Raw genomic sequence first — 15,330 nt, 5'->3', positions numbered from 1 at the left:
AGTCGGCTGAGAATCCCCGGGGTGAACTTTCGGGTGCGCGGACAGCACAAAGTCCGCCCCGACCAGGCGGTCAGGCATGGATCCGAGAACCCATGCCTGACCGCCTGACGGAGGCGGACCTCCCGCCGGTCGCCGACGCCCGGTAGCCGCCGACGGCGGCGAACTAACCGACCGTCACCGTCACGACCGCCTGCGACTTCGCCAGCAGGCTCGTGCCCGCGTACTTGGCGATCCACCGCCCGGACGCCGCGGCGTTGACCGCCGTCGAGAAGGTGCCGTCAGTACCCGTGGTGACCTCCTTCTTGAGGACCGCGGGCGCCGAGCCCGTGGGGTCGAAGTACAGCTTGACCGGCGTGTTCGGCGCCGGCCGGATCGCCGCGCCACCGCCGCTGACCAGCTGCACCCGCTTCACGTCACCGCTGATCGTGATGTTCCGCGCCGAGGGCACCGACGTCTGCGAGGCCGCGACCGTCGTGGTGGTCGCCCTCTTGACCACGATGGTCGTCACCGTGGGGTCCTCGACGAGCACGTTGTGCGTGCAGTTGCTGGTGCCGCCCTCGAGCCCGTCCCAGTCGGGCGCCGAGCATGCCTTCATGGCATCCCGGATGCCGATGTCGTAGATGCCGGCCGGCAGCGTCGGGTTGAAGGTGAACGTCACGTGGCTCGTGCCGATCCCGGAGTGCGTCAGCTCCCGCTGCACCCGGTACCCGTCGGGGAAGCTGCCCTCGCCGCGCCGGCTCTCGGCGCTGACCCATCCGGACGTGCCGCCGACGGTGAAGTCGAGGCTGCCGACGTCGACCCGCCGCTGCACGGGGGCGAGGCCCAGCACGACGTCGTGCGTCATGAGGTGGTCGCCCGCGGTGAAGCCGTTCTGCGTGGCGCTGACGGTGCCCTGCCGCAGCGTGGTGTCGCGGGCCCGTTCCGCCGAGGTCAGGGTCCACACCGCCTTCGCGCCCGAGTCGGTCATCGGCATCTCCGCACGCCACTTGCCGGACGCGCCCGGCTGCTGCCGGGTCGTGAAGAAGCCACGGTCGTCCGTCGTCAGGGTCTCGATGAAGGCCTCGGGCGCGTCGCCCGTGGGGTCGAAGTACACCTTCACCTCCTGGTCGGCCGCCGGCTCGTAGTCACCGGTGCCGAGGCTCCTGATGTTCGCCGCCCCGGAGAACGAGACCGTCGACCCCGCGGGCGCGCTCGCCGGCGAGGTCCAGATCAGGGGGATGTTCCGCTTCGCCCGGAAGGGCACCAGCACCGGGTCCGCGGTGCGGATCGGCACCTTGACCACGCCGTCGGTGGTCGTCACGTCGATCTCCGCCGCCACGGACACCTCGTAGACACCGGGCTCGGCGTCGGCCGGCAGCGTGACCTTCGAGGTCCAGGTGTTGGCCGTGCCCGACGCCACGAACTGCGCCCCGGTCAGGCTGCGGCCCTCCGGGTCCACCATCGTCATGCGTCCGGAGCGCATGGCCGCGGAGGACCCGTTGTGCGTGATGGACATGGTGCCGGTGATCGACCCGACCACGTCCCCGCCGGGCGGCAGGGAGATCTTGGCGGAGACGACGACATCGTCCACCCGGTTGGTCACACGGTCCGCGGTGACGCCCGGCCGCGGTGCCGTGCTCACCTCCGCCGCGAGGCTCGGAGTCGTGGCAACGCCGGTCATCAGCAGTGCGGCCCCGAGCGCCATACCCAGCGACGCCCGCATCCTCGATCTGTTCAAAGCAGCCCCCTCGTTAGAGGGACGCGGACGCGTCCCGCCCAGGCGCATGCTCTCCCGGCCGACAGGGGCGGGCCACGGGAGGCGGTGATGCGAGCGGGTGAATTTTCCTCGCCCCGGACGCTAAATCGGACGTTGAGTGAGAATGGGGATTATGCAGACCGACGGACGACAGGAGACGCAGACCGAACGGGCGGACAGGAACTGGAACGAGCTCCTCCAGGAGCTCCGCGTCATGCAGACCGGCGTGCAGATCCTCACCGGTTTCCTGCTCACTCTGCCCTTCCAGTCCCGGTTCGCCGACCTCGACCGGTACCAGGTCGTCGTCTACCTGGCCCTCGTCGTGGCCTCGGTCACCGCGACCGCCCTCATCGTGGCGCCCGTCAGCGTGCACCGGGCGCTGTTCCGCAAGCAGATGAAGCGCAACATCGTCACCCTCGCCGACCGCATCACCCGAGCCGCCCTGGCGGCCCTCGCCCTGGTGATCACGGGCGCCTCGCTGCTCGTGTTCGACGTCGTGGTCGGGCGGACGGCGGGGATCATCGCGGGCGCCGGTGCGCTCGTCGTGATGGCAGTGCTGTGGGTGCTGCTCCCCGAGGTGCTGCGCCGGCGGGGCTGAGCCGGCGCAGCCGCTCGAACTACTTCACGGTGATGGTGACGGCGCTCTTGGAGGATGCGCTCAGCGCGGCCCCCGGGTACTCCGCGATCCATCGGCCGGACAGGCTCGTGCGGTACTTCGCGGTCCAGGCACCACTCGTGTTCGTGTAGACGGTCTTCTTGAACTGGGGACCAGTAGCTCCCGAGGGATCCCAGTAGAGCTTGACGGGCGTGTTGGCGGAGGCGCGGTAGCCGGCCTTCGTCGCACTGACCGGCTGCAGTTTCTGCACCGAACCCTTGAGGGTGACCGTCCTGGCTCCGGTGAACGACGTCGATGAGGCGGAGATCGACGTCTTGGTGGCTCGCTTCACAGTGAGCGTCGTGATCGTGCCGTCGTTGATCTCCACTTGTCTACGTCCGCAGTCTCCCGACGAGGACTCGGGCCGGGTGCAGGACGAGATGACGAGGAGCCCACCGGCGTCGTACACACCGGGCGGCGTCATGCCGTCCATGGTGACGCTGATGTAGCCGGCGCTGCTGTCGGCGTTGGTCTTGTGCGTGCCTCCGAAGTAGCGGCCGTTCGGGTACTTGCCCTCACCTCGTCGGCCCTTGAGATGCAGCCCGCTGGTGCTCAGGAGGCTGCTCTGGGTTGTCAGTCCGAAGTCGACCCGGACGACCTGGGGAGTCAAGGTGGTGACGACATCCGTGGTCGTGACACGGATCCCCGCGGCGGCGCCGTTCACAGTCCGCCCGGCAGACCCCTGGTGGATCGCGTGAGTGTGCGGACGTGCCGTCTGCGCGGTCTTGGCGGTCACTGGATGCTGGGTCTCGGTTCCGGCGTACGAGGCGTACCAGATACCCGTCGCCGTGACCGGGGTGTCCAACCGGAAGTACCCCGTACTGGTCACCTTCGCGGTGCCCACCGTTCTCCGGGCCGCCGATCCCTCGGGGTCGAAAGCGATCTCGACCAAGGTCCCCGTCGCGGGCGTACGGGGGTAGTTACCGGCGGCGTCGCGGGTTCTCAACATCAGAGTGCCGGCAAGGGTGGTGGTCGCCCCCGTCGGAAGGCTCGACGACCGGGAGACGAGCTTCAGCTCTGACACGTAGCGCACCTTGAAGGTCACCAGGTCGGTCGCACCGATACGCACCAGGACCGGCCCTCTCGCTCCGTCGACGCCCACGAACGCCACGAAGGAGACGGTGTAGTCACCGATCGGCGTGCCGTTCTGGATCCGCGGCGTCGCCCTGTAATGCCCTTCGGCGATCTCGGTGAGACCGGAGTCCCCCGCCCAGAGATCCTGTCCGGCGGAGTCGGTCACCACCACCGAACCGTGATCGAGCGAGACAGAGTCGCCGTCGTGCTCCACGTAGATGTCGACAGGCGTGTCGTAGCTCACCCCGACCGTGCGGTCGCTCACGACGACTCGCGCCGTGACCTCGTACCCACCCGACGAGACGGTGACCGTACCCTCGCGTGTCTCTGCCACAGCCGATACCGCACCCGCACCGCTGATGAACAGTGCCGCTCCGACGGTCGCGCCGAGCGCCCGTCGCACCTTCGACATCACCGTCGTGACCTCGCAAAAAAGGAAGAGTTCTCCGGAGAGCCCGGGCAGCGGAATCCTTCCAGAGCGCAATGTCGAGATACCGCCACCGAGCGGTTATCCACAGGGTGATCTTCGCGCTGGCCTCAGAGCGTCTTGTGCCAGGCCGCGATCCGGTCCACAGCACGCGACACTGTGTCGAGCGACGACGCGAACGACAGCCGCACCCACTCCCCGCCGTGCACGCCGTCGAAGTCGGTGCCGGGCGTGATGGCGACGTCGGCCTCGGCGAGGAGCCGCGCGCAGTAGGTGACCGAGTCGAGCCCGAACGAGGCGATGTTCCCGTACAGGTAGAACGCGCCGTCGGCCGGGGCGACGGGGCGCCAGCCGAGCTCGTCCAGTCGCTCCACGAGCAGCCTGCGCGACGACGCGTAGCGCGCCACGTTCTGCGCCGCCGCCTCGTACCCCTCGGGTGTGAAGGCCGCGATGCCGGCGTGCTGCGCGAGCGCGGGCGGCGAGAGCGCCACGTTGCTCGCGAGGGCGTCGACGGGCGCGACCAGCTCGTCCGGCAGCACGAGCCAGCCGAGGCGCCAGCCGGTCATCGCCCAGTACTTCGAGAACGAGTTCACGACGACGGCGCCCTGGTCCACGAACGTGGCCGCCGTCGCCTGCGCCACCTCGTCCGAGTAGGCGATGCCGTGGTAGATCTCGTCGCTGATCAGGCGCACGTCGTGGTCGGCGCACCACTCGGCGATCGCGGCCAGCTCGGCCGGCGTGATCATGGTGCCGGTCGGGTTCGCGGGCGAGGCGACCATGACGCCGTCGAGCCCGCCGCCGTAGTAGGCCTCGTTGAGCTGCGACACCGTGGGCTGGTAGCGGGTCTCGGGACCGCAGTCGAGCTCCACGACCTCGCAGCCGAGCGCCGACAGGATGTTCTTGTAGGCGGGGTAGCCCGGACGAGCGAGCGCCACCCGGTCGCCGACGTCGAACGACGCGAGGAACGCGAGCACGAACCCGCCGCTCGACCCCGTGGTGACGGCGATCCGCGCGGGGTCGACCTCGACGTCGTACCAGCGCCGGTAGTGGCCCGCGATCTCGGCGCGCAGGGCCGGGACGCCCATCGCCTCGGTGTAGCCGAGGTTGCCGTCGCGGAGCAGGGCGATGGCCCGCTCCCGCACCACGTCCGAGGCGCCGGTCGACGGCTCCCCCGCACAGAGGTTGAGCACGTCCGCCCCGGTGGTCCGGCGCGCGTTCGCGGCGGCGAGCACCTCCATGACGGCGAACGGGGGCACGTGGGACCGACGAGAGACCTTCATGCGGCCATCATGGCCCACCGAGGTGCCCGACGGCGGTACGAGCCGGTGAGTTCACCAGCGCACACGGGCGAACGTCAGCGACGCGACGCCGTTGTCACCGAGGCTGGTCCAGGCGATACGGTCGCCGTCGACCCCGACCTCGGCCTGCTCGCGGGCGAGCCGGACGACGCCCGGGGCGCCGTCCCTGTCCACCATCGCGTAGGCCGAGCCGTCCTCGGTCGACCAGGCGACGGTCCCGGCGGACACGTCCAGGGCGGTGACCGGCGAGGTTCCGCGTACGTGGTAGGCCGTGAGCGTGGAGACGTCCACCAGGTAGAGCAGGTCACCGGCGGAGAAGACGAGCCGCCCGGCGTCGTAGCCGAGCGCGGACACCGGCTCATCCCCCAGATCCTCGTTCCGGAGCGACAACAGCAGCGCCGACTGCGCGTCGCCCCTACCGGAGATCAGCTCGAACTCAGTCGTCGAACCGGGTCCGGCTCCGATGCCCGGGCCTCCGGAACCTTCCTCGTACGCGACCAACAGGCCGTCCGGCGTCGATCCCAGGGCGCAGACCCGCTCCCGGACGCCCGTGCGGTCCGGCGCGGGTCCGTCGAGCGCAGCCGTGTGGAGCGTCTGGGTACAGCTGGTCCGTGCGACGTTCGGCATGGTGGTCCACCCGAGCAGCGTGTCCGAGAGCGCCACCGTTCCGACCTCTGCGGCCTTCATCACCGACGAGTCGCTGACCGTCGTCACGCTCCCGTCCTCGTCCAGGACCCGCAGGGTCCACGGCAGCGTCCCGACGATCTGGGTGTTCGGCGTCTCGAACCAGGCGGCCCGGTCGCCCTCACGGACCAGGCCCAGGGCCTGCGGCCAGCGGCCGTCGACCTGCTCGGTCTCCGCCACCGGCACCACGTCCCGCCATCCCTTGCCGTCCGGGGCCAGTGCCTCCAGCGTGGACGGCCCCGGGATGAGGTCGCCGTCGAGCGCCGGGTCCGGGTCGGACCAGTTGAGCACGCTCTCGCCCGCGCCCAGGGTCGTGGCATCGGCCTCGACCCTGGCGGGGGTCGTCCACCGGTGATCGACGATGACGTCGACGCACCGGTCGACGTCGTGCGCGTCCGCGGTGTCGATCATCCCGACGACGGTGAGCTCGCCCCAGCCGGCGGACATGGTGTCGACCGGGGTCGTGGGCGCGTCGTCGTCGGGCCGGGTGCACGCCGCGGTGTCCGCGTGATCCGAGGGCAGGCCGGAGATCCCTCGGCCGTCGAGCCCGAGCACCTCGCGCAGCCACTCGCTGCCCGGCAGCGCCACAGGCCCCAAGCCGGGTACCCGCACCGGGCCGGCCAGCATGAGGCCGAGAACCAGCACGAAGATCCCCGCGACCGTCGCGACGGTCTGGACCGCCCGCCGACGCCGGGCCGCCGTCCGGGCCTGGAGCAGCACCCGGTCGCCGTCCGCCCGGAACTCCGGGACTGCCTCGATCGCCGAGGCGCTGAGCAGGGAACGCAGCCGCGCGAGGCCGCGCGCGTTGGCGGACTTGACCGAGCCGAGCGAGATGCCGAGCTCCTCGGCGACCTGCGCCTCGGACAGGTCGAGCAGGTGCCGCAGCACCACGACGCGCCGCTGGCCGAGTGGCAGTGCCCGCAGGGCCCTGCCGAGCTCGTCCCGGACGGCGACGTCGTGCGCGTGGTCAGGGACGGGCGAGATCGGTAGGACACCGTCGTCCGTCACTCCCACGCGCCGGTCCTTGCGCCAGCCGTCGATTCTGAGATTCATCAGGATGCGCCGCGCATAGGCCCGCGGCTCCCCCGTCCGCGCCTTGGCCCACGCGCGGTACGTCCGCTCGAACGTCGCCTGGACCAGCTCCTCGGCCTGGTCGGCGTCGCCGGACAGGAGGTAGGCCGTCCGGTACAGGTACGCGCCCGCCGCCGTCACGAAGTCCACGAACTCCGCGTCGAGGTCGGGGGCGACCAGCACCCTCGCGCGCCCCGGATCGACGACGGGCTGCTCGGTTGTCTCCGCGTTCATACCGCCCACCACGGGCGAGCCGGCTCAGAGGTTGCCTCGTCCTCGGACACGACCACGCGGAGCATCCGGTCATCATGCCGCCGGATACGGCCCAACGGGCATTGGTTCGCGGCGAGAACCGTGGCGAATCAGCTTTTACCAAGCTCCAACCCGCACTCACAATTGTGTGGGTAGACTCATAATTGTGGCTCTAGCCCCACAATTGTGAGTCGCTGGATGAGCTCTGCCGCGACCGGAGGGACCACCATGGACTGGAACCACCCGGAACACGTCTTCGGATCGGGGTTGGAGCCCGTCATACTCCGCACCCTCTGGCGTGCAGGTGCGCCGATGACGGGTGCCGAGGTGCATCGCATCGCAGGAAAGGGCTCCGTCGGAGGCATCCGGCTTGCCCTCTCGCGACTCGCCCTGCAGGGGATCGTCCTGACTTCCCGCGTCGGCACGGCGGCGACACACGCCCTGAACCGCGACCACCTCGGATTTCCTGCGATCGACGCGGCCTTCTCCGTCCTTGATCCGTGGACACAGTTCCGGTCGCGCGTCACCGAGGTCGTGACGGAACATGGCCCGGACGATCCTCTATCTGTCACGGTGGCAGTTTTCGGCTCGGTCGCGCGTGACGAGGCCCGGCTGGACTCGGACGTGGACCTTGCCGTCGTCGTCGACGAGGTGGATGAGCATGCCCAGAACCTCGCGGACGAGCTCCGTCAGGAGCTCAGCGCGGCCACGGGCCAAGCCGTACAGGTCTACCTGACCACGCCGGCGCGACTCCGCGACGCCGTGAACCAGGGGGACCCGATCGTCGATTCCTTCCGTTCGGATGCTCGTGCCGTCTCTGGACCGGACATCCACACGTACCTTCAGGAGCATCGATGACGCCACGCCAGCAGCCTCGAACCCGAACGATGACCAGAGCCGACGTCCGGGTGCGCGCGGCGACAGCACGTAAGTACCAGGAGGTCGGCGAGATGGTCCTCGGTGAGGCGCCGGACGAACGCCAGGTAGCGGGTGGACTCGCTGCGCTTGCTGCCATCGCAGCCTCGGACGCAATCTGCGGTGCCCGGCTCGGGCGGTGCGCCATCCTTTCGGGCCGCTTGTGAAAGTTGTAACATGCTTGCCATGGCGCCCGGATCGCGCGATGACGCAGACAACGACCCCCTCCGCCGAGCCGCGCAGTACCGCGTGGACCGGGAGGCAGCGGCCGAGCGCGCGGACGGTCCCGGGTCCCCGGTTCCGGACGACGACGAAGCCGGTGACGACAACGCCGGCGAGGGCGACGCCAACGAGTCAGAGGGCAAGCGGCCCGGCAGCATGACCGTCGAGGAGCGCTCGCGCTACGTCGACGTGGTGATCGACCAGGCGATGCGCCGCGGCGAGTTCGACAACCTGCCCCTGCACGGCAAGCCGATCCCGGGCATCAGCGGCAAGCACGACCCCGACTGGTGGGTCAAGGGCCTGATCGAGCGGGAGAACATCACCGGCGTCCTGCCGTCCGCGCAGCTCCGCAAGGACGACGCCGAGCTGGACGCCCGGCTCGACCTCGAGGCCATGGAGGAGCGCGTCCGCGAGATCGTCGCGGAGTTCAACGCGCGTGTCGTGGACGCCCGGCGTCAGCTCCAGGGCGGCCCGCCGATCGTCACGCCCACCCGCGACGTGGACGAGCAGGTGCGCAGGTGGCGGGAGCGCCGGGCGGCGCGCCGGGCCGCGGCGTCGGCACCCTCGACGTCCGCGGCGCGCACACCGCGGACGTCGGCCGACCGGCCGTGGTGGAAGTTCTGGTGACGGCGGGTCAGAACCCGTACGCCGTCACGATGACCACGGCGGTCATCAGCCAGTAGGGCACCGATCCGAGCGCGAACCCCAGTCCCGCGGCGATGGCCATGCGGCCTCGGTGCGCCCCGAACCGGCTGGACACGGCTCCCGCCGCCATCGTGAGACAACCCACGATCGTCACGCCCTCGGCGGCGCCCTGCGAGATGAGCATCCCGAGGATGAGCGCGACCACCCCGACGACGGCCTCGCCGCGCGCTAGGAACGGCCCGCCTCGACGAGCCCGCGGGTGAGTCTCCTGGTGCGTTGTCATGGCGCATCGCCCCTCGTGCCCGACGTCGGCGTGGGCACCTCTTTTCCAGGATCGCACCAGGACCCGTTCTTTGCCAGGGCCCGCCAGGATCAGGCGCGGGGCGCCCCGCCGTCGGCCGGCGCGAGCACGTAGCCGCGGAACCACCTCGCCGTCTCGCGCCAGACCTGCTCCCGGGCAGGCGCCGCCGAGAGGGTCGCGTCGTGCAGCCCGCCGTCGATCCGCACCAGGGTGGTGAGGGAGCCGACGTCGGGCACGCGGCGGGCGATCCCGACCACGTCCAGCACCGAGTCGGTGGACCGCATCTCCTCGGTCCACCGCGTCGGGATGCTGCTGCGGGCACTGAGCAGCACGAGGACCGGTACGTCGATGCCCAGGCCCCGCGCGACCTGGTCCTGTCCGCGGAAGATCGCGGCCAGCCACGCGGGCGTGGCGCGCCAGCCGGCGTCGGGCCGCCAGGCGACGTCGTATTCCCACTCGCCGTCGAACCGCGACGAGATCGAGCGCGCGTACAGGCCGCGGTCCAGGTTGACGAGCTGGCTGCGGGGCACGAGCACCGACTGCACGCGGATGCCGGGCTCCATGAGCTTGCGCCCCGCCTCGCGGGTCTGGAACTCCAGCCACGGCCCGTTCAGCACGAGACCCGCGACCCGTTCCTGGTTGCGCGCCGTCCACAGGCTGAGGGTGAGCCCGCCCGTGGAGTGGCCCATCAGCACGAGCCGGCGGTCGGGGCGGTCGTCGAGGCCGTGCCCCATGACGGCGAGCGCCGCCTCGATCTCCTCGTCGTAGGTGGTGAGGCTGCGGACGTACCCCGGGGTCTGACCCTCGCGCAGGCTGCGCCCGTAGCGCCGCAGGTCGAGCGCGTGGAACCGCACGCCGAGCGACTCCCAGAAGTCCGCGAGGTGGGTCTGGAAGAAGTAGTCGAGCCAGCCGTGCACGTAGAGCACGTCGACGCCGGCGTCGGGCGGTGCGGCTGGCGTCGCGGCCGGGTCCCCGTTCGTGTGCTGCCGTCCGGCGCCCGGCAGGCGCAGGCGGCGGCCGAGCTCCGACAGCTCGTCCCAGAGGCGCGCCACCTGCGGGTTCTCTGCTCCGACCCGCCGGTTCGCCCGGTGATGCTCGGCCCCGCCGGGTTCGGCGCGGCCGTCCTCCGTGGTGCCCGGTCCGGCCGGCTTCCCGGAGCCGGACCGGGCCCGGCGCACCAGCGTCGCCACCACCTCGGTCTCGTCCTCGTCGGGCTCCAGCGGCAGGGTCAGGCGTTCGAAGCCCGGCAGCACGTCGGGCTCCCAGACCGGCTCCGGCGCCGGCCCGTCGTCCAGACCGGGGGAGAGGCTCGTCATCTGACCGACGGTAACCGGAGGTGCGCCCACTCCGCCGGGTAGTCGTCGAGCCAGACCTCGAACGAGCGCGCGGCACGCCCGGCCAGGTGCGCGACGTCGGGGCTCACGTTCGCGAGCACACCCGCCTCGATCGCCTGGCACCGGGTGATCCAGTCCTCCACCTCGGTGGCGGTCGACCGGTAGAACTGGGCGCGCGCCTGCTCCACGGTCTGGGACACGTACCGGATGGTGCGGCCGACGGCCGCCGACAGCGTCGCCGCGATCTCGTCGAAGGTCAGTGCCTCGGGTCCCGTCAGGTGGTAGGCACGGCCCGCGTGCCGGCCCGGGTCCTCGTCGAGCAGGACCGCGGTGGCGACGTCGGCCACGTCGTCGTGCGACACGGTGGCGACCCGGCCGTGGCCGGCCGGCGCACGGAGCAGCGCCTGCTGCCCGGAGCCGGACGACTCGTCGTGCACGGCGAAGGTGAGGGTGCGGTGGAACATGCTGGTGCGCAGCATGGTCCACGTGAGGTCGGTGCCCCGCAGGTACTCCTCGGTCAGCCAGTCGTCGCGGGCGCTGGACGCGATCGCGTCTGGCGCGGCACCGATCGACGAGACGTAGACGACGTGCCGCACGCCCGCGAGCACGGCCGCGTCGATGGCCGCGCGGTGCCTGGAGAGGCGGCCGGGACGCTCCCGGCCCGGCACGAGGAACACGGCGTCCGCCTCGGCGAAAGCGCTGGTCAGTGCCCTGGTGTCCGCGTCAGTGGGGATCGCGACAACCTCCGACTCGGGCAGCGGGGCGCCGTCGGGCAGCCGGGGGGCGGCGCCCCTGCCGGCGACCAGCATGCGCTGGTGACCGCCTGCCGCGGCGACACGGAAGGCGAGCCTGGAACCCAGCCGGCCGTCGGCCCCGGTGAGGACGATCAGCCGGTCCGGCGACGCGGGCGTCATTCCCACACCGTAGACGGCGGACCGCCGACGAGCCGGTCGGGGCGGGGTGAAATGCCGATCAGGCGCCCGAGGGCACGCCCAGCTCCGCCCGGACAAAGTCGACCACGCCGTCCGCCGCCGCCTCGATCTCGGCGAGGCACTCCTCGAAGTCCTCGGGACCCCCGTACCAGGGGTCGGCGATGTCGAGCCGGTGCTCGGGAGCGCCCTCCGCGGCAGGGTCGAACGACCGGTACATCCGGATCGTCGTGTCGGCCCGCGCGCGGCCGGCGAGGTTCCGCAGGGCCTGCGCATGGCGCGTCGTCATCGCGAGGACCAGGTCGCGCGAGCCGACGTCGTCCCTGGTCACCTGGCGTGCGCGGTGGGCGTCGCCGGTGGGGTACCCGTGCTCCGCGAGGACGGCGCGGGCGCGCCGGTCCACCGGGTTGCCGTGCTCCTCGTCGCTCACGCCGGTCGAGTCGACCACCACGGCGTCGCCCAGGCCGGCGGCCTCGAAGCGGTCGCGCAGCACGATCTCGGCCATCGGGGACCTGCAGATGTTTCCGGTGCAGACGGTCATCACGCGGTAGGCAGTCACGCGCACATTCTCCCGTGCCGCTCTCCCCGGCTGTCTCCGGGCGCGGGAAAGCCCGCGGGGCGACATGTGTCAGCCGCGCTGGACGAGGGCACGGCACCCGCGGGCTCCGGTGGTCGCGAGGAAATCGCCACCAGTGTCCCGTTGCGCCTGAGCGATCAGGAAAGCCCCGTGCTGAGCCCCCCGACCGCCGTCGGCGCGAAACGCTTACGCGTCACGCGACTAGCGCGCGACCACCTCATGGGTCCGATGTGAAATCACTTCTCGGATCACCTCCCTTCTCATGTGCCACAGAACCTACGCCGCCCGGCGGCGTACGCACAGGCTTTTTCCTCGCGGCGAAATTCGTGGCCCAGGGCATTCGGCCGAGCGACGACTTTCGGGGGACCGGCCCGTCTGCCCTGCATGACCATCACCACCGTCGACGCGCTGACGACGTCGGCCGACGGCACGCGGATCGCCTTCGACGTCACCGGTCCGGCCCGTGGCCTGGCGCCGGCGGTCGTCGTGATCGACGGTGTCCTGGCCCACCGGGTGCCCGTCACGCTCGCCGTGGCGGCGGAGCTGGGCGACCGGGTGACCACGCTGCGGTACGACCGGCGCGGGCGCGGCGGGAGCGGCGACACCCCGCCGTACAGCGTGGACCGGGAGATCGACGACATCGCCGCGTTGTTGCAGGTCACGGGCCCGGCCGCGCTGCTGGGCATCTCCACGGGCGCGTTCCTGGCGCTGCGCGCGGCCGCCGACCTGGGCTCCGCGGTCACCGGGGTGCTCTGCTACGAGCCGGGCTACGACGTGGCCAGCGGCGAGCCGCCCGCCGATCCCCGGATGATCGCGGGGGTGGAGGCATGCGTGGAGGCGGGTGACCCGGGCAGCGCCGTCGAGCTGTTCCTCGACGTGGTGGGCATGCCGTGCCGGCTGGTGCCGCGGATGCGGGCGTCGGCGTCGTGGGCGGACCTCGAGTCGATGGCGCCGACCATCGCCTACGACGGCCGGGTGCTCGCGGCCGTCGCCCTGGGGCGGCGTGCCCTGATGTGCCGGTGGGACGTGATCACCCAGCCGGTGCTGGTGGCCCACGGCACCGCGAGCGCCGCAGCCGTCGCGGCGGCGGCCGACTCGCTGGTGGCCGTGCTTCCGGCGGCACGCCGGGTGACCGTTCCCGGTCACGGGGCGGACGTGCCGCCGGAAGCGATGGCGGAGACCGTCGCAGGCCTCCTGGGTGTCGTCAGTCCGTGAGCGAGGCGCGGGAGCCGACGACGGGGGACGAGCCGATCAGACTGCCGAGCTGGGACGCACCGGAGCCCGAGCCTGCGAGCGTACGGGCGGACATCGTCCCCTCGTAGCTGTCGTACTTCACGTACTGGTGGTAGACCTGGCCGTCCGACCGGTCGGTGATACGCCAGCGGCCACCCACCCAGACGGACCGCGGGGCCTCGGTGTAGGCACGGAAGAAGCCGCACCCGTCACTGTCGAGCGGGACGCCCCAGGAGATGTGGTCGGGCTGCTCCTGGCCGGCACCGGCGTAGACGTGCCCGTTGCTGCCGACGAACTGCACGGAGATGTCACCGGTGGGGTAGTAGCCCGGCGCGGCGCAGACGCCGACGTCGGCCGTCAGGTAACCGGCGTACTCGTAGGACTCGCTGATCGCGGCGTTGTAGTTCCACAGGCTGAACCACTGGTAGGCCGCGAAGGGCGACGACAGCGAGGACCGGACCCAGAGGTAGGTCCGGTTGCTGGTGTCCTTGCCGGCCATGTTCGACACGACCACGCGGAACTGGTTGAGCTCGTGCGCGGGAGCGGCGGTGAACCGGTACGTCGAGCTGTTCGACCCGATGTTGGTCCAGGTGCCGCTCGCCGGGGTCCAGCGCTGCCACTGGTACTTGAGGCCGCCGCCCGTGGCGGAGACCTTGAGCGTCACGGTCTTGCCGACCGTCGTGTCCACGTAGCGCGTCGGCTGCGTGGTGACGTTCGGCGTGCTGATGCCGACGGGCCACTTCACGGTGACGGTCGCCGAGCTGAGGCGCTTGGCCGGCAGGTAGGCGTACTTGCGGCCGACGATCTCCACCGAGATCTTCTTGCCGTGCTCCTTGGTCGTGAGCTTGTAGGTGCGGCTGGTCGCACCGGCGATCGGCGTGCCGTTGGCGCGCCACTGGTACGTGACCACCGACGGCGTGGGCGACCAGGTGCCGCGGTTCGCGGTGAGGGTCTGGCCCACGCGGACGGTGCCGCTGATCGTCGGCGCGGACGTCCGGGCGAACGGCTTGGAGACGACGGCGGCGGCCGACGTCAGGCTCTTCGTCGTGTAGCCCGCCTTCGAGCCGGTCACCGTGACGGTGAGCTTGTCACCGTGGAGGCGGCTGGGGATCGTGTAGGTGCGGCTGGTGGCGCCGGAGATCGAGCTGCCGTTCGCCTTCCACTGGTACTTCAGTGTGGCCGTCGGGGAGAAGTGGCCGGTCGTGGCGCCGACCAGGCCGCCGACCTTGACCGTGCCGTTGATCTTCGGCGTCGTGGTGACGAAGCTGGCCTTCGCGACCGTCGAGAACGCGCTGTAGGCGGTCTTCGGGGCGTAGCCGGCCTTCGTGCCGGTCACGACGAGGCGCAGGGTCTTGCCCGCGTGCGCGGCCTGCGGGGTGAACGTCGTCGTGGTGGCGACCGTGGTGCCGCTGATCTTCCACTGGTAGGCGAGGGAGGTGCCCTCGGGCCAGGTGCCGGGCCGGGCGGTGAGCTTCGAGGCGACCTTGACCGTGCCGGAGACGGTCGGGGTGCCGGCGGCGAGGTCGCCGAGGGTCACAACACCGGAGGCCGCCGCGACGGGGTCGCTCGTCAGGCCGCCCGCGGTCGCCGCGACGGTGCCGATCAGGTACTGGTCGAGGTAGGCGGGCAGGACGTCGAGCGTCGGGTCGCCGGCACCCTCGACGAGGGTGTCCGTGGCGTCCAGGACCGCGTCGGCGCTGAGGTACCACGCGTAGGCGACGGACTCGGGCTCGGGCGCCCAGGTGCCGCCAGTCTGGTCGAGGGCGATCGTGGTGCCGACCACCGCTGCCCCGCTCACCGCGAGGGTTCCGGTGAAGACGGGCGCGTCGGCCTCCGCGGCGGACGCCGGCACAGCGGCGAACGGCCCGGCGACCAGGGCGAGCGTGGCGAGCGATGCGCCGGCGCGCCAGCGCCGGGCCGTTCTCGGGGTGGGGGCGGCGAGCGCGGGGTGGGCGTCGCCGAAGAGCTTCTGCTTCAT

Annotated in this window: 13 protein-coding genes; 4 read left to right on the top strand and 9 right to left on the bottom strand. The window is 71.4% G+C overall.

The window, feature by feature from the left end; genetic code table 11:
- Positions 1–163 precede the first annotated feature (163 nt).
- A complete protein-coding gene (locus tag QRN56_RS01020; RefSeq protein WP_285100599.1) occupies positions 164–1,717 on the bottom strand; it encodes a hypothetical protein in 1,554 nt (517 codons plus the stop codon).
- Between the two features lie 151 nt (positions 1,718–1,868).
- On the opposite strand from QRN56_RS01020, the gene QRN56_RS01015 reads away from it, so the two are divergent.
- Positions 1,869–2,333: a DUF6328 family protein gene (locus tag QRN56_RS01015; protein WP_285100598.1), complete on the top strand. Its 465-nt coding sequence runs from the start codon at positions 1,869–1,871 to the stop codon at positions 2,331–2,333.
- A gap of 19 nt (positions 2,334–2,352) precedes the next feature.
- Here QRN56_RS01015 and QRN56_RS01010 read toward each other — a convergent pair whose 3' ends face one another.
- The 3 genes from QRN56_RS01010 to QRN56_RS01000 all read right to left on the bottom strand — a co-directional run bounded on the left by QRN56_RS01010 (position 2,353) and on the right by QRN56_RS01000 (position 7,178).
- Positions 2,353–3,798 (bottom strand): hypothetical protein, encoded by a 1,446-nt coding sequence (locus tag QRN56_RS01010; protein ID WP_285100597.1) that lies wholly within the window; start codon positions 3,796–3,798, stop codon positions 2,353–2,355.
- 203 nt (positions 3,799–4,001) lie between these two features.
- Complete coding sequence (locus QRN56_RS01005) at positions 4,002–5,171, bottom strand: pyridoxal phosphate-dependent aminotransferase (protein ID WP_285100596.1); 1,170 nt, start codon at positions 5,169–5,171, stop codon at positions 4,002–4,004.
- A 51-nt stretch (positions 5,172–5,222) separates the two neighbouring features.
- Positions 5,223–7,178 (bottom strand): SigE family RNA polymerase sigma factor, encoded by a 1,956-nt coding sequence (locus tag QRN56_RS01000; protein ID WP_285100595.1) that lies wholly within the window; start codon positions 7,176–7,178, stop codon positions 5,223–5,225.
- Between the two features lie 246 nt (positions 7,179–7,424).
- Here QRN56_RS01000 and QRN56_RS00995 point away from each other — a divergent pair, with 246 nt between their 5' ends.
- Both QRN56_RS00995 and QRN56_RS00990 read left to right on the top strand, forming a co-directional pair.
- Complete coding sequence (locus QRN56_RS00995; RefSeq protein WP_285100594.1) at positions 7,425–8,054, top strand: nucleotidyltransferase family protein; 630 nt, start codon at positions 7,425–7,427, stop codon at positions 8,052–8,054.
- A 243-nt stretch (positions 8,055–8,297) separates the two neighbouring features.
- Complete coding sequence (locus QRN56_RS00990; RefSeq protein ID WP_285100593.1) at positions 8,298–8,960, top strand: DnaJ family domain-containing protein; 663 nt, start codon at positions 8,298–8,300, stop codon at positions 8,958–8,960.
- A 7-nt stretch (positions 8,961–8,967) separates the two neighbouring features.
- Here the strand turns inward: QRN56_RS00990 and QRN56_RS00985 are convergent, their stop codons facing one another.
- The 4 genes from QRN56_RS00985 to QRN56_RS00970 form a co-directional block, all read right to left on the bottom strand.
- Positions 8,968–9,261, bottom strand: coding sequence for a hypothetical protein (locus QRN56_RS00985; RefSeq protein ID WP_285100592.1), 294 nt, complete (start codon positions 9,259–9,261; stop codon positions 8,968–8,970).
- Between the two features lie 89 nt (positions 9,262–9,350).
- Positions 9,351–10,595 (bottom strand): alpha/beta hydrolase, encoded by a 1,245-nt coding sequence (locus QRN56_RS00980; RefSeq protein ID WP_285100591.1) that lies wholly within the window; start codon positions 10,593–10,595, stop codon positions 9,351–9,353.
- Complete coding sequence (locus QRN56_RS00975) at positions 10,592–11,527, bottom strand: NAD(P)H-binding protein (protein WP_285100590.1); 936 nt, start codon at positions 11,525–11,527, stop codon at positions 10,592–10,594. Before QRN56_RS00975 ends, QRN56_RS00980 begins: the two co-directional genes overlap by 4 nt.
- A 58-nt stretch (positions 11,528–11,585) precedes the next feature.
- Complete coding sequence (locus QRN56_RS00970) at positions 11,586–12,083, bottom strand: low molecular weight protein-tyrosine-phosphatase (protein WP_285100652.1); 498 nt, start codon at positions 12,081–12,083, stop codon at positions 11,586–11,588.
- 420 nt (positions 12,084–12,503) lie between these two features.
- On the opposite strand from QRN56_RS00970, the gene QRN56_RS00965 reads away from it, so the two are divergent.
- On the top strand, positions 12,504–13,334 hold the full coding sequence (locus QRN56_RS00965; protein WP_285100589.1) for an alpha/beta fold hydrolase: 831 nt from the start codon (positions 12,504–12,506) through the stop codon (positions 13,332–13,334).
- Here QRN56_RS00965 and QRN56_RS00960 read toward each other — a convergent pair.
- Positions 13,324–15,330 (bottom strand): hypothetical protein, encoded by a 2,007-nt coding sequence (locus tag QRN56_RS00960; protein ID WP_285100588.1) that lies wholly within the window; start codon positions 15,328–15,330, stop codon positions 13,324–13,326. The two genes, QRN56_RS00965 and QRN56_RS00960, sit on opposite strands and share 11 nt — an antisense overlap.

Origin of the sequence: Promicromonospora sp. MEB111 (genome assembly GCF_030209445.1) — a bacterium.
In the GTDB taxonomy this organism is placed as follows: domain Bacteria; phylum Actinomycetota; class Actinomycetes; order Actinomycetales; family Cellulomonadaceae; genus Promicromonospora.
The sequence above is the reverse complement of the archived record's forward strand: the minus strand, read 5'-3'. Positions and strand labels throughout refer to the sequence as shown.